The sequence below is a fragment of the Rhizobium sp. NFR03 genome, from assembly GCF_900111275.1.
Taxonomy (GTDB): Bacteria; Pseudomonadota; Alphaproteobacteria; order Rhizobiales; family Rhizobiaceae; genus Ferranicluibacter.
The window spans coordinates 38,253-62,392 of the sequence record NZ_FOGR01000011.1 but is presented as its reverse complement, the minus strand read 5'-3'; the positions used below and the strand labels follow the sequence as shown (position 1 = coordinate 62,392).

21 protein-coding genes are annotated in these 24,140 nt (G+C 61.9%); 10 read left to right on the top strand and 11 right to left on the bottom strand.

All coding sequences use genetic code 11. The features are described from left to right. Positions 1-35: 35 nt before the first annotated feature. The gene (locus BSG19_RS22805; RefSeq protein WP_092990309.1) at positions 36-830 is read left to right on the top strand and encodes a LamB/YcsF family protein; all 795 of its coding nucleotides are present in this window, start codon (positions 36-38) and stop codon (positions 828-830) included. Continuing rightward, a complete protein-coding gene (locus tag BSG19_RS22800; RefSeq protein WP_092990308.1) occupies positions 827-1,681 on the top strand; it encodes a D-amino-acid transaminase in 855 nt (284 codons plus the stop codon). The genes BSG19_RS22805 and BSG19_RS22800 overlap by 4 nt, the downstream gene beginning before the upstream one ends. Before the next feature lie 19 nt (positions 1,682-1,700). Here BSG19_RS22800 and BSG19_RS22795 read toward each other — a convergent pair whose 3' ends face one another. Together BSG19_RS22795 and BSG19_RS22790 are read right to left on the bottom strand one after the other, a co-directional pair. Then, positions 1,701-4,817, bottom strand: coding sequence for an efflux RND transporter permease subunit (locus BSG19_RS22795; RefSeq protein ID WP_092990307.1), 3,117 nt, complete (start codon positions 4,815-4,817; stop codon positions 1,701-1,703). After that, complete coding sequence (locus BSG19_RS22790; RefSeq protein WP_092990306.1) at positions 4,814-5,932, bottom strand: efflux RND transporter periplasmic adaptor subunit; 1,119 nt, start codon at positions 5,930-5,932, stop codon at positions 4,814-4,816. The genes BSG19_RS22795 and BSG19_RS22790 overlap by 4 nt, the downstream gene beginning before the upstream one ends. 100 nt (positions 5,933-6,032) lie before the next feature. Here BSG19_RS22790 and BSG19_RS22785 point away from each other — a divergent pair, with 100 nt between their 5' ends. The 8 genes from BSG19_RS22785 to BSG19_RS22750 all read left to right on the top strand — a co-directional run bounded on the left by BSG19_RS22785 (position 6,033) and on the right by BSG19_RS22750 (position 15,044). Next, a complete protein-coding gene (locus BSG19_RS22785; protein ID WP_092990390.1) occupies positions 6,033-6,620 on the top strand; it encodes a TetR/AcrR family transcriptional regulator in 588 nt (195 codons plus the stop codon). 121 nt (positions 6,621-6,741) lie between these two features. Beyond that, positions 6,742-7,329, top strand: coding sequence for a hypothetical protein (locus BSG19_RS22780; protein ID WP_092990305.1), 588 nt, complete (start codon positions 6,742-6,744; stop codon positions 7,327-7,329). A gap of 322 nt (positions 7,330-7,651) precedes the next feature. Continuing rightward, a complete protein-coding gene (locus BSG19_RS22775) occupies positions 7,652-9,307 on the top strand; it encodes an ABC transporter substrate-binding protein (RefSeq protein WP_092990304.1) in 1,656 nt (551 codons plus the stop codon). A 185-nt stretch (positions 9,308-9,492) separates the two neighbouring features. Next, on the top strand, positions 9,493-10,446 hold the full coding sequence (locus BSG19_RS22770; RefSeq protein ID WP_092990303.1) for an ABC transporter permease: 954 nt from the start codon (positions 9,493-9,495) through the stop codon (positions 10,444-10,446). Positions 10,447-10,449: 3 nt separating this feature from the next. Next, on the top strand, positions 10,450-11,340 hold the full coding sequence (locus BSG19_RS22765) for an ABC transporter permease (protein ID WP_092990302.1): 891 nt from the start codon (positions 10,450-10,452) through the stop codon (positions 11,338-11,340). Next, positions 11,337-12,404 (top strand): ABC transporter ATP-binding protein, encoded by a 1,068-nt coding sequence (locus BSG19_RS22760; RefSeq protein ID WP_092990301.1) that lies wholly within the window; start codon positions 11,337-11,339, stop codon positions 12,402-12,404. The genes BSG19_RS22765 and BSG19_RS22760 overlap by 4 nt, the downstream gene beginning before the upstream one ends. Beyond that, positions 12,401-13,375 carry an ABC transporter ATP-binding protein gene (locus BSG19_RS22755; protein ID WP_092990300.1) on the top strand — a complete coding sequence of 325 codons (975 nt, stop codon included), beginning with the start codon at positions 12,401-12,403 and terminating at the stop codon, positions 13,373-13,375. Before BSG19_RS22760 ends, BSG19_RS22755 begins: the two co-directional genes overlap by 4 nt. A gap of 325 nt (positions 13,376-13,700) precedes the next feature. Next, entirely contained in the window at positions 13,701-15,044 is a 1,344-nt protein-coding gene (locus tag BSG19_RS22750) for a peptidoglycan L,D-endopeptidase MepK (RefSeq protein ID WP_244529392.1), read from the top strand. Between the two features lie 13 nt (positions 15,045-15,057). Here BSG19_RS22750 and BSG19_RS22745 read toward each other — a convergent pair whose 3' ends face one another. The 9 genes from BSG19_RS22745 to BSG19_RS22705 all read right to left on the bottom strand — a co-directional run bounded on the left by BSG19_RS22745 (position 15,058) and on the right by BSG19_RS22705 (position 23,982). Next, positions 15,058-15,804 carry an NADPH-dependent F420 reductase gene (locus BSG19_RS22745; RefSeq protein WP_092990299.1) on the bottom strand — a complete coding sequence of 249 codons (747 nt, stop codon included), beginning with the start codon at positions 15,802-15,804 and terminating at the stop codon, positions 15,058-15,060. A 13-nt stretch (positions 15,805-15,817) separates the two neighbouring features. Continuing rightward, a complete protein-coding gene (locus tag BSG19_RS22740) occupies positions 15,818-16,240 on the bottom strand; it encodes a MarR family winged helix-turn-helix transcriptional regulator (RefSeq protein ID WP_092990298.1) in 423 nt (140 codons plus the stop codon). Positions 16,241-16,397: 157 nt separating this feature from the next. Then, entirely contained in the window at positions 16,398-17,261 is an 864-nt protein-coding gene (locus BSG19_RS22735; RefSeq protein ID WP_092990297.1) for a glycoside hydrolase family protein, read from the bottom strand. Between the two features lie 256 nt (positions 17,262-17,517). Continuing rightward, entirely contained in the window at positions 17,518-18,522 is a 1,005-nt protein-coding gene (locus BSG19_RS22730) for a TRAP transporter substrate-binding protein (protein WP_092990296.1), read from the bottom strand. Between the two features lie 76 nt (positions 18,523-18,598). Next, positions 18,599-19,876: a TRAP transporter large permease gene (locus tag BSG19_RS22725; RefSeq protein ID WP_092990295.1), complete on the bottom strand. Its 1,278-nt coding sequence runs from the start codon at positions 19,874-19,876 to the stop codon at positions 18,599-18,601. Next, a complete protein-coding gene (locus BSG19_RS22720; RefSeq protein ID WP_092990294.1) occupies positions 19,876-20,409 on the bottom strand; it encodes a TRAP transporter small permease in 534 nt (177 codons plus the stop codon). Before BSG19_RS22720 ends, BSG19_RS22725 begins: the two co-directional genes overlap by 1 nt. A gap of 18 nt (positions 20,410-20,427) precedes the next feature. Continuing rightward, positions 20,428-21,588, bottom strand: coding sequence for a fumarylacetoacetate hydrolase family protein (locus BSG19_RS22715; protein WP_244529391.1), 1,161 nt, complete (start codon positions 21,586-21,588; stop codon positions 20,428-20,430). A gap of 187 nt (positions 21,589-21,775) precedes the next feature. Next, complete coding sequence (locus BSG19_RS22710; protein WP_092990292.1) at positions 21,776-22,495, bottom strand: FadR/GntR family transcriptional regulator; 720 nt, start codon at positions 22,493-22,495, stop codon at positions 21,776-21,778. 32 nt (positions 22,496-22,527) lie between these two features. After that, complete coding sequence (locus BSG19_RS22705; RefSeq protein ID WP_092990291.1) at positions 22,528-23,982, bottom strand: FAD-binding oxidoreductase; 1,455 nt, start codon at positions 23,980-23,982, stop codon at positions 22,528-22,530. Positions 23,983-24,140 lie beyond the last annotated feature (158 nt).

The following is a 24,140-nucleotide window of genomic DNA, read 5'->3' as shown; positions in this document are numbered from 1 at the left end:
CATCGTTTTGCCGACCTATCCAGCGGGGATTTTCCGTGGCGACCATCGACCTGAACTGCGATATGGGCGAGAGCTTTGGCGCCTATACGATCGGCGATGATCGCGCCCTGATGGACATTGTCACGACAGCCAATATCGCATGCGGCTTCCATGCGGGCGACCCCTCCGTCATGCGCGACACGATCCTGCTGGCCAAGGCACGCGGCGTCGCCATCGGCGCGCACCCGTCTTTCATGGATCTCTACGGCTTCGGCCGGCGGCGCATTTCGGGCGAGCGTCCGGAGGATATCGAGGCGCAACTGATCTACCAGATTTCCGCGATACAGGGCATGGCGTCAGCGCTCGGCTGGCCGATCACCCATGTGAAGACGCACGGGTCTCTCGGCAATATGGCAGCCGAAGACGCCACGCTTGCGAAGGTCTGCGTCGATGCCATCCGGGCGGTCGATCCTGGCCTCGTCTTCATCACCCTGCCCTTTTCCGAAACGATGAAGGCGGCGGAGACAGCCGGGCTGCAGGTCGCCTGCGAGGTCTATGCCGACCGCCGCTACACCGACAACGGCATGCTCGCCTCCCGCCAGATGGACGGCGCCGTCATTCACGATCCTCAGGAGAGCGTCGATCAGGTCCTGTCGATGCTCTGCGACAAGAGGATGCCCACCATCGGCGGAAAGCGCCTTCCCGTCGAGCCGGCAACCGTCTGCATCCATGGCGATACGCCGGGCGCCGCAGCGACCGCGCGCGCCCTTCGCACGCAACTGACGGACGCGGGCATCGCGATCGCCCCTTTTTGCAAACCCGGATGCCTCAACGAGGAGACGACCCTTTGAACCGTACCGTATATCTCAACGGCGCCTGGCTGGACGAAGCCGACGCGCACGTCTCCATCTTTGATCGTGGATTTCTCTTTGCGGATGCCATCTACGAGGTGACCGGCGTCGTGAACGGCAAGCTATTGGAATATGAAGGCCATTCGGCCCGGCTGCAGCGCTCCATGGCGGAGCTTGGCCTCGCCTGCCCTCTCTCGCCCGAAGAGCTGCTTGGCGTTCACCGCGAGATCGTCAAGCGCAACGGGCTGAACGAAGGTTTGATCTATCTCCAGATCAGCCGCGGTCCTGCCGATCGCGATTTCGCCTTCCCGGCAAACCCCGTGCCGACGCTCGTGTTGTTCACGCAAAGCAAAGCCGTGCTTGACAATCCCAAGGCCCAAACCGGCATTTCGGTCGCGCTGCTTCCGGATCTCCGATGGGCGCGCCGCGATATCAAGACGGTGCAGCTGCTCTATCCCTCCATGGCCAAGATGGAGGCGGCGAGCCAGGGCGCAGACGATGCATGGCTGGTCGAAGACGGGTTCGTGACGGAAGCGAGTTCGGCGAGCGCCCATATCATCACCAGCAATGGCGTTCTCGTCACCCGCCCCCTGTCGCAAGCGATCCTTCACGGGATCACGCGCCACAGCACCCTCGATATCGCCGCCGCCATCGGCATCCCTGTCGAAGAGCGCCCCTTTAGTGTCGAAGAGGCAAAAACGGCGGCCGAGGCCTTCATCACGTCCGCCACGAACTTCGTGCTTCCCGTCACGAAGATCGACGGGCTGCCTATTGGCGACGGCATTCCCGGTCCGCTCACGTTGAAGCTTCGCGAACTCTATATCGCCCAAAAAACGACCTCCGCCATTTGATCGATCGCGCGATGCGCCGCTATTCAGCGGCCATCGCCTGATGTCGATGCATGCCGCTGCCGTCGGTTGTCTGGATATCCTCTGTCTCCTTCGGCGGCTTGATCCGGAACCAGACGGCATAGAGTGCCGGCAGGAAGAGAAGGATCATTGCCGTTCCCGCCGCCGTTCCGCCGATCAGGGTATAGGCCATGGACCCCCAGAACACCGAGTGCGTCAGCGGGATGAAGGCGAGGATCGCTGCGAGCGCCGTCAGGATGACGGGTCGCGTCCGCTGCACCGTGGCTTCGATTACGGCGTGATAGTCGTCAAGGCCGGCGTGCTGGTTCTCCTTGATCTGTTCCGTCAGGATCAGCGTGTTGCGCATGAGGATGCCGGCAAGGCCGATCAAACCGAGGATGGCGTTGAAGCCGAACGGCTGGTTGAACAGGAGGAGCGTCGGAACGACCCCCGCAAGCCCGAGCGGCGCCGTCAGCATGACCATCGTCATGGTGGAAAGACTGCGCACCTGAAGGATGATGACGATCAGTGTCGCCGCAATCATGAGCGGAAACACCTGCACCAGCGCGGCATTGGCCTTGAGTGACTCCTCGATGTTCCCGCCCATCTCGATCCGGTAGCCGACCGGCAAGATCGCGATGAGGGGCTGAAGCGCCTTCATCACCTGCCGGGAAACCTCCGGCGGCTGGGTCGCCTCGTCGATATCCGAGCGTATCGTGATCACGGGCGTCCGGTCGCGACGCTTCAGGATAGGTTCCTCGAAGCGGATCTCCGACCGGCCCACCTGATCGAGCGGGATCTGGCGGCCATCTCTGCTCATCAGTGCGAAGTCGGAAAGGCGCGAAGGATCGAGGCGGTTCTCCCCGGCACTCCTGGCAATAACGGGCACGTTCCGGATGTTGTCGCGCACCTGCGTCACCGGAATGCCGCTCAGAAGCAACTGCATCTGCTGGGCTGCCTCCGATGGTGACAGGCCGATCAGGTTCAGCCTTTCCTGATCGGGGACGAACCGCAGCACAGGTGTCCGGTTGCCCCAGTCGCGATTGGCCTGCCGGACGTCGGGGACCCCTTTCATGATTGCGAGAGCCTGATCGGAGATCTTGTAGAGTTCGTTCTGATCCGGGCCCATGATGCGGAATTCCACGGGGAACGGCGTGTAGGGACCGAAGACCAGCTGCGTGACGCGCACCGATGCTTCCGGAGCGAGGCCTTCCGATATGGCCATGCGAAGGCGATGCTTCAGGTCTTCCCGAGTGCCTGCGTCGGGTGTGAGCACGACGATCTTGGCGAAGGCGGGATCGGGCAGTTCCGGCGACATGGCAAAGAAGAAGCGCGGTGCGCCCTGCCCGATGTAGCTGGTGACGATGTTCGCCTCCGGCTGTGTCTTTAACCACGCCTCGACCTTTTTGACAGCCGATGTCGTCGCGTCGATGCTGGTTCCCTCCGGCATGCGCACTTCGACCAGCACTTCCGGTCTGTCCGATGTCGGAAAGAACTGCTGCTTGACGCCTCCCATGCCGACGACGGACACAGCCATCATGATGCCAACGACCGAGCAGGTCACGAATTTATGGCGCACCGCGAACGCGATGATGGACCGCAGGCGGCGGTAGTTCGGCGTATCGTAGATCGCCTCGTGGCCACCCTCCACGGGCTTGATGTCGGGCAGCATCTTGACCCCGAGATAGGGCGTGAAGGTCACGGCGATGATCCACGAAACAATCAGAGCGAAGCCGACGACCCAGAAGATGTTGCCCGCATATTCTCCGGCCGCAGATTGCGCGAAGCCAACAGGCATAAGGCCGATGATCGTGACGAGCGTTCCCGACAGCATGGGTGCCGCGGTATGGCTCCAGGCATAGGCTGCTGCCTCGATGCGGCCCATGCCCTCTTCCATCTTCACGACCATGACCTCGATGGCGATGATTGCGTCGTCCACGAGCAGCCCGAGAGCGAGGATCAGCGCGCCCAACGTGATCCGGTCGAAGAAGCGGCCGGTTTCCAGCATGATGAGGAAGACGACGGCAAGTGTCAGAGGGACGGCAAGCGCGACGACGATGCCGACCCGCCAGCCGAGCGCGACGAGGCTGACGAACAGAACGACGCCCAGAGCCATGGCGAATTTCAGCATGAACTCGCCGACAGCTTCGTCGATGTTGACGGCCTGATCGCTGACCTTGGTCAGCGTCATTCCGAGGGGAAGTGTCTGCGCGATCGCGGACGACCGCGCTTCCAGCGCCTTGCCGAGCTCAAGGCCGTTCCAGCCCGCCTGCATGACGGCGCCGAGCATGACGACCGGCTCGCCATTGTGCCGGATGATATAGGTGGCCGGGTCTTCGTAGCCGCGTCTGACGCTGGCCAGATCGGAGATCTTCAGCGAGCGGCCGGAGGCGACGATCGGCGTGTCGGCGATGGCCTGCTCGCTGTTATAGGCTCCGTCGAACCGGATGATGACCTGCGGACCGCGCGTGTCGATCGAGCCCGCCGGCGTTACGGTGTTCTGCCGTTGCAGCGCGGCAGCAATATCCTGCGCGGAGATGCCGAGGGTCGCGAGCTTGGCATAAGAGAATTCCACGAAGATCTGCTCCGGGCGTTCCCCGAGGATGTTGATCTTCTTGACGCCGGGCACATGGAGCAGATCCTGACGGATGATCTCTGCCTGCCGCACAAGGTCGCGCATCGGCAGGCCTTTGGCCTTGAGGGCATAAAGACCGAAGCTGACATCCGAATACTCGTCGTTCACGAACGGACCAATGACCCCCTGTGGGAGGCTGCTCGCCTCGTCGCCAAGCTTCTTGCGGGCCTGATAGAACTCCCCCTCAACGGCGGAAGCGGGCGTATTATCCTTGAGCGTGACCGTCAGAAAGGCGTAGCCGGGCCGCGTGGTCGTCTCCACGCGGTCGTACCAGGTCAGCTCCTGAATGCGCTTCTCCAACGGTTCGGCGACCAGATCCTGCATCTCGCGCGCCGTGGCGCCAGGCCAGACGGATGTGACCGTCAGCGTCTTGATGGTGAAGGACGGATCTTCGGCGCGGCCGAGCTTGACGAAGGCATAGACGCCCGCAACAGCGAGCAGAACAATGAAGAACAGGGTTATGGCGCGCTCGCGCACCGCGATGGCGGAGAGGTTGAAGCTCATTGCTTTGCCGCCTCTTCCTGGAGGCCCGTTCGGACGATCGTGCCGCTGACCAACAGATGCGCACCGAGCGCCACCACCTGCTCGTCAATGCCGAGACCGGTCACATAGGCAGTTTCTTCGCCGATACGCTTCACCGCGACGGGCTTGAAGGTCACGGTCGAATTGGCAGCGTTGACGATCCAGACACCCGTCCGGTTGCCGTCGTCCAGTATCGCGCCAACGGGCAAGGAAACCTCTTCTTGCTCGTCTTTATTCGCGATCCTGATGGTGACGGTCGAACCGAGGGGCGCGGACGCAGCATTACCATCGAGCACATAGCGTGCCTCATATGTCCGCGTCTGCCGGTCGGCCGCGTCGGAGATCTGCCGCAACGTGGCGAGATCTTTCACGTTGCCGTCACCGTAGACATCGGCGGTGGCCGTCGATCCGATCTCGGGGCGCACGGTCTCCGGAAGCGATACCACCGCCTCGCGTGGTCCCGCATGAGCCAGCTGAACGACCGTCTGTCCGGCTGTGACGACCTGGCCAGGTTCGCCGAGCGTATCGACAACCGTGCCATCGGCATCTGCAAGAAGAACGGTATAGGTTGCCTGGTTTTCCGCGACCGTCGCATCGGCCTCGGCGGCAGCAAGCTGCGCGGTCGCAGTGTCGAGAGCCGCTTTTGCCTGCTCGTATCTCTGCGGGGTGGCCGCCAGCCCGTTCTTGACCAATGCCGCATACCGCCGCTCGTCCGCCAGCGCCTGACTGACGACGGCACGCGCAGCGATCACCGTGTTGCGCTTTGCTGTCAGGGCCAGTTGAAGGTCCGTTTCATCGATGCGCATCAGCGCCTGTCCCTGCCGGACCTGCTGGCCGGCATCGACCATGCGCTCGATGATCTTGCCGGGAACGCGAAAGCCGAGATTGCTCTGAACCCGTGACGCCACCGTGCCGGTGAAGGATCGCTCGGCCGTCGCCGATTTCTTCGTGTGCGCCACCATGACCAGAGGTGCTGCCGCCCTCGGATCGGCGGCGACGGGCTCAGCCCCCGGCGTCCGTTCGACAAGCAGGAACACAGCCGCCGCCGCTACTGTTGCCGCGAGACCTGCGGATATAAGGACATGCTTGCGTTTCATTCTCGACATTCTCTTCTTGACCACGGGTCTTCCTGAATTAGATTGCGATCTAACTCTAAAAAGATTATAGATGTCAAATGAAATCTAAATGGAGGGTCACATGAGAGTGAGCCGTGCGCAAGCCGAGGAAAACCGGGACAAGGTGATCACCGTAGCCAGCCGACTGTTCAGAGAGCATGGCTTCGATGGAATCGGACTGAAGGATCTGATGAAGGGCGCGGGCCTGACGCAGGGAGGATTCTACAAGCAGTTCGCGTCGAAGGACGATCTGGCAGCGCTGGCGTCGCAGCGGGCGCTCGAAAGCGCCACCATGCGATGGTCGACTGCGGCTGTAAACAACTCCGATCCGCTCGAAGCGGTCATGGCATTCTATCTATCGAAGGATCACAGGGGCGAGAAAGCCGAAGGTTGCCCTCTTGTGGCACTGGGTTCGGATGCCGCCCGTCAAAGTGCAGATGTCAGAAGACCTTTCGAAGAGGGCATTCGCGCCCATTTCGATATCCTCGATGGCCTGATGGACAGGGAGACGGGGACGAAGCCCAGCAACAATGCGATGGTGATCCTCGCCCTCATGGTCGGCGCCGTCACGCTTTCACGGATCATCGACGACGACGATCTCTCCGGAGGCGTTCTGGATGCGGCCGCTACCGAGGTCAGGCGGATTGCAGGCTCCGACAGGCCTGCCTGAAGCTTGGGTTTGCTGCTGTCCATGATCCGGCGCCAATGACATGGCCATCTGTTTTATCGCTCTTTATTGATATGGGTTACACCAGAATCAAGTGATTGCTGAGAAAACAGAGGAAGCGGATATGGAAGCCCTGCCGAGTCATGCAGAGTATTTCGGCCATGTCCGCACGATCGTCGGCATGGTGCTGGGCCTGAGCCTGGCGAGGATGGTCAATGGTCTGACCCGCTTCGTTCAGCATCCGGGAACCATCAAGATCTATCCGATCCATCTTGGCTGGGTGATCTTCATCTTCATCACCATCGTGCATTTCTGGTGGTACGAGTTCCACTTGTCCCGCGTGTCCGTCTGGACATTTCCACTCTATGGCTTCCTCATCTTCTACACGATGGTGTTTGCCGCACTGACGGCATTGTTGTTTCCTGACCAGATGGCAGACTACAAGGGGTTCGAGGACTACTTCGAACAGCGAAAACGCTGGTTCTTCGGCCTCCTCGCTTTGGCATCGCTCCTCGACGTTGCGGATACGCTGATCAAGGGCACCGACTATCTGCGATCCCTCGGGGCCGAGTATCCGATCCGCCAGGTCGCGTTCGTTGCCATGTCCATCGTCGCAACATTCATCACGTCGAAACGGGCGCAGCTGGTGCTGGTCTTCGCCGCGATCCTCTATCAGATCAGCTGGATCATCAGGCTTTATGACATTCTCTAGCCGGAAGCGACATCGGCATTTGATGAGGTAATTTCGTCATCGGAGATCGAAAAGATGTGCGATTTTCATAGCCGAGACAGGGCCGCATGAGGCCCTCTTCCCATTAATGCCTATTCTGTGACCCTGATTATTTTTTGGGCATACTAGATCGCTATCGATCAATGAAACTGTTTGCTCCTGCTTTCCAGAGGAACCGCGGAGCTGATCCGACGCGGGGCAGCCGAAGAGACAGTGGCAATGCAGGCTCCGCAGGATCTGGCACGAAACCTGCTTTCTCTCCTTCGACCGGGCACGTGCTCGGGATCGCAAACGAGGGAATAGAATGACGCCGATATCCAGATCCATCTTCCGCAGCCCTCCGATCCTCAGAATCGCGCGAAGCGCGCTGATCGCCGGATCCGCCGCGCTGGCGCTGGTTGCAGCATCGGCCGGTGGGGCCTGGGCCGCAGGTACCCTGCGCATCGGCATGACGGCGTCCGACATTCCGCTGACGACAGGGCAGACGGACCAGGGCGGCGAAGGCCAGCGCGTCATGGGCTATACGCTCTACAATGCATTGATCGAATGGGACCTCTCCAGCGCCGACAAGGCTGCAACCCTGATCCCCAGCCTTGCGACCTCCTGGGACATCGATGCGACCGACAAGACCAAGTGGACGTTCAAACTGCGTGAAGGCGTCAAATTCCACGATGGCAGCAGCTTCGACGCGAATGCCGTCGTCTGGAACCTCGACAAGCTGCTGAAGACGGATGCGCCGCAGTTCGACAAGCGTCAGTCCGCGCAGGGGAAATCGCGCATTCCCGCCGTCGCCTCCTACAAGGTCATCGATCCTCTGACGGTCGAGATCATCACGAAGACGCCGGATGCGACCCTACCCTACCAGATCAGCTGGATCCTCATGTCCTCACCGGCCAACTGGGAGGCACAGGGCAAGAACTGGGACGCGGTGGCGCAGAAGCCATCGGGCACCGGTCCTTGGAAGCTCGAAAGCGGCTTCACCCCGCGCGAACGCGCCGAACTCACGCCGAATGCAGATTATTGGGACAAGGCGCGCATCCCGAAGCTCGACAAGCTCGTCCTCATTCCGCTGCCCGAGCCGAACACGCGCGTCGCGGCGTTGCGGTCGGGTCAAGTCGACTGGATCGAGGCGCCCGCACCCGACTCCGTCGCATCCCTGCGCGATGCAGGTTTCAAGATCGTCACCAATTCCTATCCGCATAACTGGACGTGGCACCTCTCACGCGTCGAGGGTTCGCCCTGGAACGACATCCGCGTCCGCAAGGCGGCGAACCTTGCTGTCGATCGCGAGGGGCTGAACGAGCTTCTCGGCGGCTTGTCGATTCCGGCGCAAGGTTATCTGCCACCCGGCAGCCCGTGGTTCGGCAATCCGACCTTCAAGCTGAGCTACAATGTCGAGGAAGCCAAGAAGCTGATGGCCGAGGCCGGCTACGGTCCCGACAAGCCGATCACGACAAAGGTCGTCATCTCGTCGTCAGGCTCCGGGCAGATGCTGCCGCTTCAGATGAACGAGTACATCCAGCAAACGCTGGCCGAGATCGGCATCAATATCGAGTTCGAGGTTGCCGACTGGAACACGGTCATCAACATCTGGCGCGCCGGCGCCAAAGATCCGAGCGCCAAAGGCGCGACGGCCGTGAACTACAGCTACTTCATCCAGGACCCCTTCACGGCTCTCATCCGTCAGTCGCAGTGCAACCTCGCACCGCCGGCCGGCACCAACTGGGGTTATTATTGCGATCTCGAGATGGACGAGCTGTTCGCCAAGGTTCGTACCGCGTTCGATCCTGCCGAGCAGAACAAGGTGCTTCAGCAGATCCACGAGAAATACGTCAACGAAGCCCTGTTTCTCATGGTGACGCACGACGTCAACCCGCGCGCAATGACGGAGAAGGTCAAGGGCTTCGTTCAGGCGCAGAACTGGTTCCAGGACTTTTCGACCATCAGTATGGATCCCTGACATTCGTCATGCAAGCCCGGCTGCGCGACCGATCGTGTCGCGCAGCCGGATGTCACGAGACTCCGGAGCGTGTGGCGAGTTTTCAGGTTGGCTGAAAACGCTTCGGGTCTTGGTATCCACGCATGTCGCCGTCGCGAAACCGCCGCACGCGCTTGCGCGACATGCTCTAGCCTCACGAGAACCGCATGCTGGCTTATGCCCTGAAGAGACTGCTGCACGTCATTCCCGTTGCGATCGGCGTGAGCATCGTCTGCTTCCTCCTGATCCATATCGCGCCGGGCGATCCGCTGGCCGCCATCCTGCCCTCCGATGCCTCGGCCGAGCAGCAGATGCAGATGCGGGTGTTTTACGGGCTCGATCAGCCTTTGCCCGTGCAGTACGGACTATGGGCGTGGCGCACGCTCCACGGCGATCTCGGCGTTTCCATCGCGTCCGGGCGTCCGGTGCTCAGCGAAATTCTCGATGCCTCGGTGAATTCGATCATCCTCGCCGTTGCCGCGACGCTGATCGGTTTTACCATCGGCTCGGTGCTCGGGTTCGTGGCCGGCATCTTCCGCGGTGGGTGGATCGACCGGCTGGCCTCCGCCGTGGCCATGCTCGGCGTCAGCGTTCCCCATTACTGGCTCGGCATGGTGCTCGTCATCGCCTTTTCGGTCACGCTCGGCTGGCTGCCGGCAATGGGTGGTGGGCCCGGTGGCTCCGACGGGCGGGCCTTCAGCTGGGAGTATGTGCAATATCTCATCCTCCCGGCCGTCACCATGTCGGTCATCCCCATGGGCATCATCGCCCGAACCATCCGCTCTCTGGTGGCCGATATCCTGTCGCAGGATTTCACCCAGGCGCTTGCCGCCAAGGGCCTGATGTCGCGCCAGATCCTGCGCCACGTCATCCGCAACGCGGCACCCACCGCGATCTCGGTCATGGGCCTGCAACTCGGCTATCTCCTCGGCGGATCGATCCTGATTGAAACGGTGTTTTCCTGGCCGGGGACCGGCTTTCTCCTCAACGGGGCAATCTTCACCCGCGACCTGCCCATTCTGCAGGGCACGATCCTGGTGCTCGCTCTGTTCTTCGTCTTCCTGAACCTCATCGTCGATGTGCTGCAAAGCGCGATCGACCCGCGCATCCAGAGGAGCTGATCCATGGCCGTCATCACCGCAGACATGGTCGCGCCAACGCCCGTCATCCTCAAATCGCCCGGCTTCTGGAGCGGCGTCATCCGGCGGCTCTGTCGTGATCCGGTGGCACTCTGCGCGCTTGGCGTCGTCGTGCTCCTCGTCCTCATCGCGATCTTCGCACCCTATATCGCGCCCTACGATCCCTCCAAGGGCAGCGTCATCCGCCGCCTGAAGCCCATCGGCACACCCGGTTACATCCTGGGCACGGACGAGCTTGGCCGCGACATGCTCTCGCGGCTGATCTATGGCGCGCGCCTGTCGCTCACCATGGGCGTCATCCCCGTTCCCATAGCCTTCGTCATCGGCTCGGCCATCGGCATTATTGCCGGTTATGCCGGCGGCATCGTCAACACGCTGATCATGCGCACGATCGATGTCTTCTACGCCTTCCCCTCCGTCCTCCTCGCCGTCGCACTGTCCGGCGCGCTCGGCTCCGGTCTCACCAATGCGCTGGTCTCGCTCACCGTCGTCTTCATCCCGCAGATCGCGCGCGTTGCCGAAAGTGTGACGACACAGGTGCGCAAGCTCGATTACGTCGATGCCGCCCGCGCGTCCGGCGCGCCGGCCCGCACGATCATCCGGGTGCATATTCTCGGCAACGTCCTCAGCCCCATCTTCGTCTTTGCCACCAGCCTCATCTCCGTCTCGATGATCCTCGCGTCAGGCCTCTCCTTCCTCGGCCTCGGGGTGCGCCCGCCGGATGCGGAATGGGGATTGATGCTGAACACGCTGAGAACCGCGATCTACAACAACCCGCTCGTCGCCGCCCTGCCGGGCCTGATGATCTTCGTCACCTCCGTCTGTTTCAACCTCTTCTCGGACGGCCTTCGAACCGCCATGGACGTGAAATCATGAGCGCCGTCATATCCCCCTACAACCTGGATCCGGGCATCGGCGAGCGCGGCGGCCCAGCCCAGCCACTGATCTCCGCGAGGGGCTTGCTGAAGCATTTCCCGGTGAAAAGCAGCGGCTTCTTCGGGCCGAAGAAGGTCGTGCGCGCCGTCGATGGCGTCGATTTCGACATCCTCAAGGGTGAAACGCTTGGCGTCGTCGGCGAAAGCGGTTGCGGCAAGTCCACGACGGCGCGCCTTCTGATGAACCTCATCGTCCGCGACAAGGGCGATCTCCTGTTCGACGGCGAGACGGTGGGCGAAACCCTGCCGCTCGCGCAGTATCGCCGACAGGTGCAGATGGTCTTTCAGGACAGCTACGCCTCTCTCAACCCGCGCCTGACGATCGAGGAGTCGATCGCTTTCGCGCCGCAGGTGCATGGCGTCCCCGCGGCGAAAGCCATTTCCCGTGCACATGATCTTCTCTTCCGGGTGGGCCTTGAGCCCGGGCGCTTCGCCGGACGGTATCCCCACGAGCTTTCCGGCGGCCAGCGCCAGCGCGTGAATATTGCGCGGGCGCTGGCGCTCGAGCCAAGGCTGATCATTCTTGACGAAGCCGTCTCGGCGCTCGACAAGTCGGTGGAGGCACAGGTGCTCAACCTGCTGCTCGACCTCAAGCGCGATTTCGGGCTGACATACCTGTTCATTTCGCATGACCTCAACGTCGTGAAGTTCATGTGTGACCGGGTCATGGTCATGTATCTCGGCAAGGTGGCGGAGATCGGTACGCGTGCGGCGATCTTTGGTGAGGCCCGGCACCCCTATTCCGCGGCCCTTCTCGCGTCCATGCCAAAGATGGACCCATCCGAGCGCACGATCGAACCGCCGCTCTCGGGGGATCCGCCGAACCCGATCGACCCGCCGAGCGGCTGTCGGTTCCACACGCGCTGTCAGTTCGTGGAGGATATCTGCAGCCGCGCGATACCACCGCTCGCAAGCCTGTCCGCAGAGCAATCCGCAGCCTGCCTGATGGCGGTTCCCGGCTCCGGCCACAGCCGCGCGCCCGGCCTCGCAGGGACTTCGACATGACCGATACGATGATCGATATCGACGACCTCTCCGTCACATTCCATCGCGGCCGAAAACCGGTCAAGGCCGTTAACGGGGTGAGCTTGAAGGTGCGCGCTGGCGAAGTCGTTGCCTTGCTTGGCGAGTCCGGTTCCGGCAAGAGCGTGACCATGCGCTCGCTTCTGCGCATGCACCCGAAAGGCACCACCATCGAAGGCTCGATGTCGGTGGGGGGCCGCGACGTCACCGGTCTCACGACGCGCGAACTCGGCAATCTGCGCGGCGCTGTGGTCTCCATGGTGTTTCAGGAGCCCCGGCTCGCGCTCGATCCGGTCTACACCCTCGGCCGTCAGATCGAGGAAACGATCATGCGCCACGAGCGTGTTTCAAAGGCGCAAGCGGCCGCACGCGCACTCGCGCTGTTCGAGAAGGTCCGCATTCCCTCGCCGCAGCGACGCCTGCAAAACTACCCGCACGAAATGTCCGGCGGAATGTTGCAGCGTGCGATGATTGCCATGGCGCTGGCCTGCAATCCGAAGGTGCTTCTGGCTGACGAACCGACGACGGCCCTCGACGCAACCGTACAGATCCAGATCCTGCTGCTTATCCGCGAGTTACAGAAGGAATATGGTCTGTCGGTCATCTTCGTCACCCACGATATCGGCGTTGCCGCCGAGGTCGCCGACAGAATCGCGGTGATGTATGCCGGCCGGATCGTTGAGGAGGGCACGGCGAGCGATATCATACGCAATCCGAGGCATCCCTATACCAAGGGCCTGCTCGGCGCCCGCGTTGAACTTGCCGACGGTCGCGACCGGCTCATCACCATCCCCGGCGCCCCGCCGGATCTCGCCGACATGCCCCCCGGCTGCGCCTTCGCGCCGCGATGCGCGGACGTCATGGCCCCTTGCCGGGCGGTCGTGCCACCGCTGGTGGGCGCTGCGGGTCCGTCCGAGAGAAACGGTCAGGTCGCCTGCCTGCTCTATCAATGAAGCGATAAGCGGCACCTTCGGGAAACGCTCATCTCCCAGAGCATCTCCAGCCGGAGCGAAATCGCTCCGGTATCGGACAATATTGCAGAACCTTTCCGGCGGAACGTATTTTACCGTGAAGGCACTAACCGCTATCGCCATCGATCCTTCCGGCCGGAAGCCCAGCGGTCATGCCTCGCGGAGCTGCCAGAAACCGATCTATTGTCCACGCTCACCGTCTCCATCAACGTCTTGTTAAATCTTCGTTGACCATAATCTCTGCCAGACGAACGTGCCGGCAACCTCATGCCGGCCATCCTTGTTTCTCTCGGAGATCGGAAACGCCGTGTTCGAACGATCTGTGGCCGCTTATCTTGCCGGCCTGCTTCCGTCCGTCGCCCGAAAGGCTTTCACGACGATGGCCCGCGGTGTAGCCCGTGCCTCGACCATTGCCGCCATCGCCGTATCGGCGCTAACGCTCGGCGCGTTCGAGGCAGCAGCCGAAGAGCGCGCTCTGAAACTGTTCTTCACGCACACGGGCGAGCGGGCGACGATCACCTTCAAGCGGAACGGGCAGTACGATGCGAAGGGACTGGCGCAGGTGAACCAGCTGCTGCGCGACTGGCGCCGGAACGAGCCGGCGCGCATGGATCCCCGCCTGCTCGACCTCGTCTGGGAAGTCTACGCGCGCAGCGGCGCCAAGAGCTACATCAACATCGTTTCCGCCTACCGCTCGCCTGCGACCAACAACATGCTGCGTGGCCGCTCCCGCAGCACGGGCGTCGCCAAGAACAGCCAGCACACGCTGGGCAAGGCCATGGACTTCTTCATTCCCGGCGTGAGCCTGGCGAAGCTTCGCACCATCGCCATGCAGCTGCAGGCGGGCGGCGTCGGCTACTATCCAACATCCGGTTCGCCCTTCGTGCATCTCGACGTCGGCAATGTCCGGGCATGGCCTCGAATGTCGCGACGGGAACTCGTGCGCATCTTTCCCAACGGAAAGACGCTGCATCTGCCGTCCGACGGACGGGCGCTGCCTGGCTACGACAGCGCCATGGCGGACTACAAACGCCGGGGCAGCGCCAAACCGATCGTCATGGCGACGAGCGCTGGCGCACGCAGTCCTTCCAGCACAATGTCGAAGAATGGTGCGAGCCTCGTGACGGCCCTTCTGCCGACACCCACGAGCCGTGCGCAGGAAGCGCTCGACCTCCAGACAAGGCCGATACCGGACACACGCCCGGCGATCTTCCCCGACCTCGCCGCTCTCAGCGTGCCTGTTCCCACCTTCCGAAGCCCCGCGCTAGATGCGACCACTCCACAGATGACGGAAAGCGACAGCGCTCCCGCGCACCACGGCACATCGGCATTCCTTCCCTCCCCGATGTTCGCGGCGAAGTCCGGCCTTGCGCTCGCCGGGCGTGCTCTGCGCCAGCCGACATCAGGCGAAACCACGCTTGCTTCAAGGCGGCCCACGGTCCAGCCAGCCTGGGCCATTTCCGATCAAGCGCTTCTCGGCTGGGCCCTTGCAGGCACCGACACGCTCCCCCGCCTTGCGCTCCCCTCCGGCCTGCGCCGCCCTCTCGCGACCACGGTTACGGCCGGAACGGACGCGCCCCACGGACAGCGGCGGGGCACATCCGTCCCGTCGATCCCTTTCGACGCGAACCGCTTCGGGCGAGATGGCTGACGCATTGCGTGTATTAGCTCCCGGGAGGCCCGGACATGAGCCGATTGTTTGCAGCCATGGCTGCGCGCGTCATCGGCACCTCGCCGTCCGTGATCGCCTGCATGATGGCGTCTCGATTAGCCGGTGAGCGGTCCTTGCTCGCATTCGAGAGAGCAGCCTCGAGTTCCGAAATCGTCAATTCGGTGCAATATGCCGGCGAGCCGGGCTGGAACCGCCATGAGTCCACCAATTCACCCGCGTCCACCGTATCGAAACCGGTTGCGCTGACCAGTTCCGCCACGACGCGCTTGGCAGCCAGATCGTCGCCTGCGATCGGAATGGCAATCCGGCCTGATGTGCCAGGAGCGACACCCGCCTCGACAAGGGTCTGCGAGAGAATGGCATTCCATGCCTTTATCAAAGACCGTCCGACCTGTTCGCTGGCCCAGACGGTTTCCGGCTTGCCGCTCTCGACGTCATCGATCCGCCCGTCGCGCATGGGATAATAGTTCGAGGTATCGACCAAGATGGCGCCGGCGGGCGCATGAGCCACCAAGGAGGCGGCTTCCCCATTACGGGCGAAGGGCATCGACAGGATCACGACATCCGCGTCCGTTGCCACATCTTCCCTTGCGACAGCGGATATGGTTGTGCCCTCAACAATGTCCTTCAGACTTTCGGGTCCCCGGGAATTTGCGAGTTTGACGCTATGCCCGGCCGCTGAGAGCTTCCTGGCCAGTTCTGCGCCGATATTCCCGGCGCCGATGATTCCGATGTTCATGATGTTTCCTTTCCTATTCAACTGCCGGGCGGGCGAAATCGTTCAACGTGTCACGCAGGGCGATCAGGCCGGCCTCGTCGATCTTGCAGGCGCTCTTGATCTTGTCGGTGATGCCCCAGACTTCGTCCTTGATGGCTTCTGCGGCTGGCGTGAGGTTGATCAGCACACACCGCTCGTCTTTGGGGTCACGCATCCGCGTGATCATTCCGGACGCCTCAAGGCGCTTGAGCAGAGGCGTTATGGTGCCGGTATCCATGCCAAGGCTATTGCCGAGATCGCCAACATAGCGAGGTGTTCCGACATAGAGTTCGAGCATCACGAGGTATTGCGGGAAGGTCAGTCCCAGCGGCGCCAGAAACGGCTTGTGCAGGCGTGCCATCCTGGCGGCGACGCCGTAGATGGCGAACGATAACTGGGTACCGAGGCGATGCGACATGACAACTCTCAAGCGAAGGCAGTAGCGCATTGTCTAGCACAACATTATCTAGCGCACTAGACATAATTCCGACTGTCATGTTTGAGGCGGCGGCAATGGACCAGATTATCAGGGCAGAGGGCGTCTGACGGTCCGGGAGAAAGCACTCGTGGGACGACTAGGCGGCTTCACGCATACCAATTCGCCCGAGTTCCGCGGATAGCCATGGATCGACCGACAGATCCTTTCGGATCAGGCCATGGCTCCAGCGGTTCCGGGCGTTCGGTGAATGCCACGGCGGACAATCAACAATCGGGTACCAGCAGATGCCAACGACGTCGGCGCCATGAAACCTGGCGATATCGACCTGCTCGACCACATGCCGCAACCATGTCCCCTTGTTCAGCCCGGGATAACGGCGGTGATGGACGGGATGGCCGTCATGCCAGCTGGTTTCCGACACCATGATCGGCTTGCGATAACGCCGCCAGGTCGCCATCAGCACCTTCACGAGCGACGTTCGAGCGGTATGCGGATAATAGTTGATGCCGATAACATCGACGTGAATGGCAGAGACAATTGCATCCGTCGCTTCGAACTGACGGTCGCCGACACCCGTGATGGGATCGTTCGTCAGGATGCCGACATCGGGATGATGATCACGCGCGACGCGGGCCATGGTGATCGCCATGCTGGTTGCCTCGTGCCGAGGCATACCGGCTATTTTTGGATAGAGTGACGGTTCGTTGACGGGACAAAGCCACAGCCTGTCCCGGCCATTCACGGCGACCGACGCCTCGGCAGCGATCCTGGCGCAGCGAACCGGATCCTCGTTGCGATGATAATGCGACAGATCCCAAATGGCCTCGACGCCCGCACGTCGGGCAGCGGCAAGACGCTCGGAGACATGATGCCCGGGTACGAGCCCGTCGCGCACGGTCGTCATCCGGTGGTCACGCACGATCCGGTAATGATCGAGCATACGGGACTTTGGCGTGTGCCGTGTTGTCACGAGGAGGTCGTGGCTTCCGCCGTGCACCATGCCGCACTCGAACCCCGCAATGGTCGAACTCTGAAAGAGCGGTTTTGCCTGAAGAGGAAGAGAATGCTGCAGCGACGTACGACCTTGCCTGATCTTTCATGTTCCGGCGCCGGAATGATCAGGAGTTCAACATAACGGCTTCGCATAAACAAGCCGTCGTTGCGGCGGAGACATGGATCTTCATCTGAAACGACGCATGGCCCCGGGGCATTCCAGGGCCATGCTTTTGTTTCCTGCAATTGCTTCAGGGGTCCGACTATTTGCGCAGTTCGCCGAGCTTTGCCAGGATGCCGTCGACGACTTCCGGGCCGATCTCGGCCTTGTGCTTCTCATAGACCACCAGCGACTTCTCGCGAATACGGGCCTGCTCTTCGGGACTCAGCACGTTCGCCTCGATACCAGCCGCCTTGATCTTCTCGAGCGATTTCGCGTTCAGTTCGCGAATGACCTTGCGCTCGACGTCACGGCCGACGACGGCGCATTTCTTCAGGGCAGCCTGTTCTTCCGGCGAATAGGTATCGAAGATCGCCTTGGAGAAGAGGAACAGGAACGGTGTGTAGGCGTGCTTGGTCTCCGTGACGTATTTCTGCACCTCGTAGAACTTGGAGGTGTCGATCGTCACATAGGGGTTTTCCTGCGCATCGATCGCCTTCGTCTCGAGGCCCGAGAAGATCTCGCCGAAGGCCATCGGCGTCGCGTTCGCGCCGAGGTTCTGGAACGTGTCGAGGAAGATGTTGTTCTGCATCACGCGGACCTTGAGGCCGCTCACATCTTCCCATTTGGTCACCGGTCGGACGGAGTTCGTCAGGTTCCGGAAGCCGTTTTCCCAGTAAGCGAGGTTGACGAGACCGGCTTCCGCGAGCTTCGCGTTGAGCATCTCGCCGAACTCGCCGTCCATGACGGCATCGGCTTCCTTGTCGGTTGCAAAAAGGAACGGCAGGTCGAACACGCCGAGCGCCGGCACCAGTCCGACCAGCGGCGACGAGGACGAGATCACGGCTTCCTGTACGCCGGAGCGCAGGGCCTGGGTTGCCTGGAGATCTCCTCCCAGAGCTCCACCCCAGAACGCGGTGATCTTCATTTGCCCGTTCGACGTCTGCTGCAGGCATTCGTCGACGGCCTTCAGGCCGTTTCCGACCGGATGGTCCTGATTGATGCCGTTGGACACCTTGATGTTGCGGGACTGGAACTCAGCGGAGGCCGGGGCGGCAAAGCCCATGGCCATGGCGAGCGCGGTTGTGGTCAGAAGCAGCTTTCTCATTGAATATCCTCCCGGGATGGTTGTTTGAGATGGTTGTTCGGAACGGTGAAAGGCAGCGCGAAGAGTGAGGACACCCTCAGTGCAGGAACCGCATCGGCACGAGGACGATGTCGGGGAATATCACCAGAAGCAGCAGCACGATGGTTTCCGCGATCAGGAAGGGCAGCACGCCGATGGTGACCTTGCCGAGCGGAATACGCCCGACGCCGCTAACGACGTTGAGCACGACGCCGACCGGCGGCGTGATCAGGCCGATGGCATTGTTCATGATGAACAGCACGCCGAAATAGGCTGGATCGATGCCCGCCTGCTTGATGATCGGCATCAGCACCGGCGTCAGGATGAGGATGGTCGGTGTCAGGTCCAGCGCGGTGCCCACGATCAGAACCAGCACCATGATCGCGAACATGAGCAGGCGCGGGCGGTCGATGAGCGGCTCGATATAGCCCGCCACTTCGGCTGGAATGTTCGCGGACGTGATCAGCCAGGCCGACACCAGCGCCGACGCAACCAGAAACATGATGACAGACGTCGTTTTCGCGGCCCGCAGAAGAACCTGTGGCAGGTCCCGGGGTTTCAACTCGCCATAGATGACCATGCCGACGAACATCGCATAGGCCGCGGCGACCACGGCCGCCTCGGTCGGCGTCATGATACCGGCCTTGATGCCGCCGAGAATGATGACCGGCATGCCGAGCGCCCAGAGGGCCCGACCGGTGACGCGCAGACGCTCCGCGCTCGAAGGCTTCGGCAGCGGCTGTACGTTATCGTTGCGTACGGTGATCGCCCAGGCGATGCAGAGGGCAATACCCATCAACAGACCGGGAACGATTCCCGCCATGAACAGCTGAGTAATGGAGACGTTTGCCGCCACGCCGAAGACGATGAAGGCCATGGATGGCGGAATGACCGGCGCGATGATGCCGCCAGCAGCAATGAGGCCGCCCGAGCGCGGAATGTCGTACCCGGCCTTTGCCATCATCGGGATCAGAATGGAGGCGAGCGCCGCGGTGTCGGCCGCCGCCGAGCCCGAGACGCTGGCCATGATGATGGCCGCAAGCACGGTGACGAAGCCGAGGCCGCCGCGGATGTGTCCGACGCAGGCGATGGCAAAGTCGATGATGCGGCGCGAAAGGCCGCCGGAGTTCATGAGTTCGCCGGCGAGAATGAAGAAGGGGATGGCCAGCAGCGTGAAGGTATCGGCGCCGGCGATCATGTTCTGCGCGATGATCTGCGTATTGAACATGCTCATGTACCACATGAGGACGACGCCGCAGAACATCAGCGAGAAAGCGACGGGAACGCCGATCGCCATGGCGCCGAGGAGAGAGCCGATGAAAACGAGAAGTGTCATCAGCCGCGCTCCGCCAGTTGCTCGACGCTGAGGTTTTCGCCGGCAAAGGTGGCGACCTCCTCCTCCGTCGCGCGGCCGGTGGCATAGCGAAACACGCGCTCAAGCGCGATGATGCACATGAAGGAGCCTGTGAAGAGGCCGATGCCGTAGACCCAGATCATGGACAGCTTCGTCACCGGCGCATGCATGGTGGCGTTGATGTTGAACTGCTTCCACGTGCCCCAGAAGAAGATCGCGGAGCACAATGCGATGATCAGGTTGGACAGGATCATGCAGAAGATACGTCCCCGGCGGCCGAACCACATGACCAGCGTCTCGATGCCGAGATGGGAATTCTCCCGAAAGGTAACGACGGCACCCACGAACGTCACCCAGACGAAGCAGTACCGCGACAGCTCTTCCGAGACGTTCAGGCCGGAATTGAAAACGTAGCGCAGCACGACATTGCTGAAGACCATGATCGTCATGGCGGCCAGCATGACGATGAGAAAGACTTCCAGCGCCTTGTAAAAGAGATCGATTGCTCTCTGCATGTCTTCCTCCCAGAAGCCTTATAGAAGTCCGCGTTGCGCCAGGTTCTTCATGAGCGCGGAAATCCCGAACCTCCATTCGGGGCAGGCATCGCTGGTCTCGACCCAGTTGACCAGGCGTCCCAGTCGCGGGCTTGCGATCTCCACCCGGTCGCCGACCTCATGGGTAAATCCGAGACCGGCCCCGCGGCGATCCTTGACCGGCGCGAACATCGTGCCGAGAAACAGAACGGCGCCATCGGGGTACTGGTGATTGCGGTTGAGAAGCTGCGAGACGAGATCCTCCGGCGAGCGGCTGATCGCCGCCATGCGGCTTGCGCCCGTCATCGTGAAGCCATCCGCGCCCTCGACCGTCAGCGACACCTCGGCCTGCCGGACGTCCTCCAGCGTGAAGACTGCGTCGAAGAGGCGGATGAACGGGCCGAGCGAACAGGACGCGTTGTTATCCTTCGCCTTGCTGAGCAGCAGCGCCGACCGCCCCTCGAAGTCTCGCAGATTGACGTCGTTGCCCAGCGTGGCGCCGACGATTTTCCCGGTCGACGTCACTGCAAGGACAACCTCCGGCTCGGGGTTGTTCCAGTCCGACTTCGGGTGAATGCCGACCAGCGCGCCGCAGCCGACGGACGACATTGGCTGGGCCTTGGTGAAAATCTCCGCATCAGGGCCGATGCCGACCTCGAGATATTGCGACCAGAGGCCGAGCTCCTGCAAAAGTTTCTTGACCTCGGCAGCCTTGGCGGAGCCTGCGACGAGGCCCTTCAGATTATCGCCGAGAACAGGTGCCAGCCGTCCACGGATCGCTTCGGCGGCGAGTGCATCGCCCTTTGCCCGCTCCTCGATCACGCGCTCCAGCATGCTGTCGGCGAATGTCACGCCGGCGGCCTTGACGGCCTGAAGGTCCACCGGCGCCAGCAGCTCGCCCGCCGAACCGTCGAGGAAAGCCTCCAGTGGACCGAGATCGGCGAAGTGCTCACCTGACGCGAGCGTGGCAACCAGATCCTCGTGCTCCAGCAGCTCCGACATGGTCGCCGACAGCGGTGTGAGGTCGAGCAGCCTGCCATCGCGCAGGAGGCATGGGCATGGGCCTGCAACGGCGTTCACCCAGACACGGCCGACAAGCAGCGCCGCATCGGCATCGCCGGGCAAGATGTGATCTGGACGCAGTCCGGTTCTCAACGACAAAGTTCGTCCTCCCATGTCTTCCTGCAGCGGCCCGGCACAGCCGGTTCCTCTCCGCTTGTCAGGATGTCTGACAACGCATGGTTCAAAGCTTTAGTGTGAGTTTTCCAGCCTGTCCAGCCGCTTTGAAAAAGGCCGAAAACATCAGAAAAGCGGCATATATGGCGTGTTCGGCGCCATTCTTGCCGCCTTAGAAGGATTCCAGCGTCAGATCGAGGCGGCTTGCCGCGCCGGCCAGATGGCGTTCCATGGCCTCCCGCGCGGCCTGGGGATCGCGGCTGGCGATCGCGTCGCGGATCGCGACATGTTCGGCAATGGTCACCTCCACGATTTCCTCCAGAAGGGCCGTTTCCCTCGCCGCATTGATGGCAAGGCTGATACGCTCGGCGATGAAGCCGATGAACAACAGGAAATATTCGTTCTGCGTCGCCATGGCGACCGCCCTGTGGAAAACGAGATCGGCGACGATGCCCTCGTCGGTCCACTTCTTCGCGCCCGTCATATCGGCCAGCGCCTCGTCGAGCCGCACGAGATCCGCCGTTGTCGCATGCAGAGCGGCAAGCCCGGCCGCCTCGATTTCCAACGGGCGCCGCAATTGGAAAAGGCTGCGAAAGCTCGCCCGATCCGAGAGATCGTCCTGTTCGATTCGGATCGACTGGCGCCGCTCGATCTCCGTGGCAAAGGCGCCGACACCCTGACGCGTTTCGACGAGACCCTCGTTGCGCAACTGCGCAATGGCTTCCCGCACGACCGAGCGGCTGACGCCGAAGGTTTTGGCAAGCACATGCTCCGCCGGCAGCCGCCCTCCGGGCGCAATGCGCCCTTCGCTGATCTCGCGACCGATCTGCACGGCGATCCGTGCCGGCAAATGCTCGTTCCGCGTGATCTGGTTGAAACCTGCCGTGACCAAGATGCTGTCCCCCTGTTGCCTGGCGCTGGTTTCTACCTGTTTACGCTAAAGTTCAATTGGCACCCCGGGTTCATGATCATCTCGGGGTCTATGGCTTGCTTCAGGGCTGTCAGCAGCTTGCGCCGTGCGCCGGGAAGGCGCTCCTCGAAATCGGCGCGCTTCAGCCGGCCGATGCCGTGCTCGGCGCTTATGCTGCCCTGATACCGATCCACGACCGTGTTCACGATCGTCTTCGTCTCGTAAATGACGGCCTGTCTTTCGCCAGCCGAAAGACCTGCGGCCGGCAGGACGTTGAGATGGACATTGCCGTCGCCGACATGCCCGTAGGATACGCAGACACAGTCCGGGAACCGGTCCGTCACCGCCTTCTCGGCATCCGCGATGAACTGCGGGAGTTGCGACAGGGACACGGAAATATCCGTGCGCATATGCGCCCCGCGTTTCGCCTGCCCCTCGTTCATGCCCTCCCGGATCAGCCAAAGGTTCCGCGCCTGTGCCTGCGATGCGGCAACGGTGCCATCCACGACAAGGCCGTCTTCCATGACCCCTTCGAGGAAACGCTCCATCAGGCTCTCGATATCGACGAGACCAGAGCCCGAGATCTCCATCAGCACATAGGCCGGGTAATCTCCGGCGATCGGAATCGGCAAAGCCGGCATCGCCTCTTGTGCCAGCGTGAAGGCGAGCGGCGGCATGAACTCGAAGGCCGACATCAGGTCGCAACAATCGCGCCGCGCCCGGCGGAAGAGCCGAATGGCATCATCGAGTGAAGAGAGAGCCAGAAGTGCTGTCGCGACCTGATCCGGGTAGGGCGTGAGCTTCACCGAGACGGCGGTGATGATGCCGAGCGTGCCTTCCGCGCCGATGAAGATCTGCTTGAGGTCGATACCGCGATTGTCCTTCCGCAAGGTCGAAAGGCCATCGAAAATCGTGCCGTCCGGCAGCACGACCTCCAGACCCAGCACCAGTTCGCGCGTCATGCCGTAGCGCAGCACATTGATGCCACCGGCATTGGTGGACACGTTGCCCCCGATGCGGCAGGTACCTTGCGCACCGAGCGCCAGCGGGAAGAACATGCCCTTTTCGGCGACGGCGTCCTTGAAGGTCGAGAGAATGCAGCCTGCCTCGACGACGGCGGAAAAATCGTCGGGATCGATGGTTCGAATGGCGCTCATGCGCTCAAGGCTGAGGACCACCTGATGCTCCGGCGCATCAGGAATCCCGCCGAGGACAAGGCCGGTATTCCCCCCCTGTGGCACGATACCGAGCCCGAACTTCGAGCAAGCTTTCACCGCCTTCGCCACCTCTGCAGTGGAACGCGGCCTGAGGACGGCTATTGCGCCCGTCGTGACATCGCCGTGCCAATCCCGGCAATAGCGAGCGACGTCATCGGGATCGATCAGCACGGCGTCCTGCCCCAACGCCGCGATCAATCTCTCCGTCAATGACGACCCCTCGTCACGGCTTTTCGTGTTCTCCGTCAACATCTCCATGGTCTCCGGTCAGGCAATTCTCGCAGCGTTTTTGGCAATGTGGCTTGCGAAAGCATTGGATTGTTCTTTTCAACAGCGACTTATAGGGTTATCAGACAACCTTACAAGATAAAACCCGGGCAGTGCGGCGCGGAGGCAGTCGTCGGGTCAGG